The sequence below is a fragment of the Anaerostipes sp. genome, assembly GCF_018381315.1.
Lineage (GTDB): Bacteria > Bacillota > Clostridia > Lachnospirales > Lachnospiraceae > Anaerostipes.
Genome location: NZ_JAGZSD010000042.1, coordinates 1 through 2832, shown reverse-complemented (window position 1 = coordinate 2832; position 2832 = coordinate 1). Strand labels below are relative to the sequence as shown.

3 protein-coding genes are annotated in these 2832 nt (G+C 44.0%); all 3 read right to left on the bottom strand.

Annotated elements, in window-relative coordinates:
• Positions 1-455: 455 nt before the first annotated feature.
• Positions 456-983, bottom strand: coding sequence for a VanZ family protein (locus KH180_RS16515; protein WP_002574446.1), 528 nt, complete (start codon positions 981-983; stop codon positions 456-458).
• A gap of 62 nt (positions 984-1045) precedes the next feature.
• Complete coding sequence (gene wecB / locus KH180_RS16510) at positions 1046-2245, bottom strand: non-hydrolyzing UDP-N-acetylglucosamine 2-epimerase (RefSeq protein ID WP_002574445.1); 1200 nt, start codon at positions 2243-2245, stop codon at positions 1046-1048.
• A gap of 16 nt (positions 2246-2261) precedes the next feature.
• Positions 2262-2832, bottom strand: a 571-nt coding sequence (locus KH180_RS16505; RefSeq protein WP_442859933.1) for a polysaccharide biosynthesis C-terminal domain-containing protein, incomplete at its 5' end; no start/stop codon positions are given.

Below are 2832 nucleotides of genomic sequence, written 5' to 3'. Positions count from 1 at the left end.
AAGGGAAGGCAAAGGGCGGAGTGTCCGCGGTACCACCTTTGTTTTGCCGGATGTCCGGCAGTCTCATTAGGCCTTTAACGCAGGCCGGTCGGAAGCAGCTACACAGAAGGAAACTTTACATGGCGGCAATACGGAAATATCCGCCTGCCAGTCTCTCAGTTTTATCCTTCACCGCTCCAGTTCAGAAGCTACCTTCTATCATACTCTGCCCGGGCCGCCTTTCAGCCAGTGGACCGCCCTCTCTGATGGTTTATATGATGTACTCCTCTTCTTCATAACCGTTGTGTTTGATTGGATTGCTTTGTTTGCATGATTTGCTTGTTTGGTTTATTTGCTTTGATTTATAATTATCAAGCATAATAATTATTGGGGGATTTGTCAAGTGTTTTTTGGTAGGACGGGTAGAAGCGCTGTTAGTAAGACGGGTATAAGAGCCTCCTTAGCAGACATAATGATTACCTCCTCCACAAACGCACGCTCCAGTCAGGCCTGTTGTACAATATTAGAATGGTAAACATTAATATTGTCATACCAAAGAACAGACCGGCTCCTTTTACCTTTCCTTCATACCGCTCTTTCTGATGCCCGAACAAATATCCCAGTATCACTGCTGCACAATATCCCATCAAGCTCCCCCATGTATTGTGAAGCACATCATCAAACTCGCCCAGTCCTCTATCCAAAAGGACCTGGGACACCTCGATGGCTGCTGAAAAAACAAATCCCATCATGGCTGCTTTCTTCCAGTCCGGCTTTTGGAGGATGGCAGTTAGAAAAAATCCAAAAGGCATAAACAGTGCAATATTTCCTAAAATCAAATACCAATAATAGCCTGAATGTTCACTCCAGGCGCGTTTTATGGTCCAGAAAAGGCGAAGTTCTATGTCTCCCCGTCCGGCCTCGCGATACAATGTGGCATATAGAATGACAGCAATGGAGAGGAGGAATAGAAAACGGTATGAGTATTTGTGGATATGGTACATGGCACCTCCTATATTGCTCAAGCCTTAAGATTAATAATACTTCTCCGCATAATAATAATCTTCTAATCTATGACTCTCCAAACCATCTTATTTACCACCCCTGTGTAACTTTGGATAATCTTAACTACTTTTGTACTGACATTTTCCTCCACATAATCCGGCACTGGGATACCATAATCACAGTCCAACTGCATCTGCACAGCAGTGTCCACTGCCTGAAGTAACGATCTTTCATCAATACCCGCTAACACAAAGCAAGCCTTATCCAAAGCTTCAGGACGCTCTGTTGAGGTACGGATACACACAGCCGGTATGGGGTGCCCTATACTTGTAAAGAAGCTACTCTCCTCCGGCAGTGTACCTGAGTCTGAAACAACAGCAAAAGCATTCATCTGCAGATGGTTATAGTCATGAAATCCAAGGGGCTCATGCTGTATCACACGTTTGTCCAATTGAAACCCTGTAGCGTCAATACGGTTTCTTGAACGGGGATGACAAGAATATAGTATCGGCATATCGTATTTCTCTGCCATCTTATTAATTGCTGTAAACAAAGAAAGGAAGTTCTTCTCTGTGTCAATGTTTTCTTCTCTATGCGCAGAAAGTAAAATATACTTCTGCGGTTCCAGTCCCAATTTTTCCAAAATATCTGACTTTTCAATCTCCGGCAGGTTCTGACGCAGTACCTCCGCCATCGGCGAACCGGTCACATAGACACGCTCCTTCGGCAGTCCGCACTCATGTAAATATTTACGAGCGTGTTCGCTGTAAGCCAAGTTCACATCGGAAATAATGTCCACGATCCGGCGGTTTGTTTCCTCCGGCAGACATTCATCTTTACAGCGGTTTCCTGCTTCCATATGAAAGATTGGGATATGCAGGCGCTTTGCTGCAATCGCTGACAGGCAAGAATTGGTGTCGCCCAATATCAAGAGCGCCTCCGGCTTAATCTGGTTCATCAGTTTGTAGGAGCAGTTAATGATATTGCCAATGGTCGCACCGAGATCGTCCCCAACGGCATCCATATAAACTTCCGGATTCTCAATCTTCAGATTCTCAAAGAAAATCCCATTCAAATTATAATCATAATTCTGCCCGGTATGAGCCAGTATTACGTCAAAATATTTACGGCACTTATCAATTACCGCGGCAAGACGGATAATTTCCGGACGAGTACCTACAATAATAAGAAGTTTTAGCTTTCCATTATCTCTAAAATGAATATCCGAATAATCGGTCTTTACGGCAAATTTTTCACTCATCGTTTTCTTTCTCCCTCTACACTGGCTCATAAAATGTGTCTGGTTTTTCTGGATTAAATATTTCATTACAAGTCATCACGGTTACCAGATTCTCCTTATCGGACAAATTGATAATGTTATGCGTCCAGCCTGGGATCATGTGGACTGCTTCAATCTTATCGCCGCTAACTTCAAACTCCACTTTTTCACCTGTATGGATATTCCGCTCCTGAATCAGCCCATGGCCTGCCACTACGATAAACAACTCCCATTTGGAGTTGTGCCAGTGCTGTCCTTTCGTGATTCCCGGTTTGCTGATATTAATGCTGACCTGGCCACAGTCTGCTGTATGTAGCAGTTCAGTAAAGCTTCCTCGAGCGTCACAGTTCATTTTTAGCTCATATTTAAACTTTTCTACCGGTAGGTAGGTCATATACAGGCTGTACAGTTTCTTTGCAAAACTTCCAACCGGCATTTTGGGCATCAGTAACGTCTTAGGCTGCTCCTTAAACTGCATCAACAGATCAACAATCTCTCCCAACGTAACCTTATGTGTTATTGGCACACAACAAAAACGTCCATTGGCATCCAGAATCGTCTCCACACCG

Excerpts from the sequence above, each read along its gene's own strand:
- wecB (WP_002574445.1), bottom strand. The coding sequence starts at position 2,245 with ATGAGTGAAAAATTTGCCGTAAAGACCGATTATTCGGATATTCATTTT.
- KH180_RS16515 (WP_002574446.1), bottom strand. The coding sequence starts at position 983 with ATGTACCATATCCACAAATACTCATACCGTTTTCTATTCCTCCTCTCC.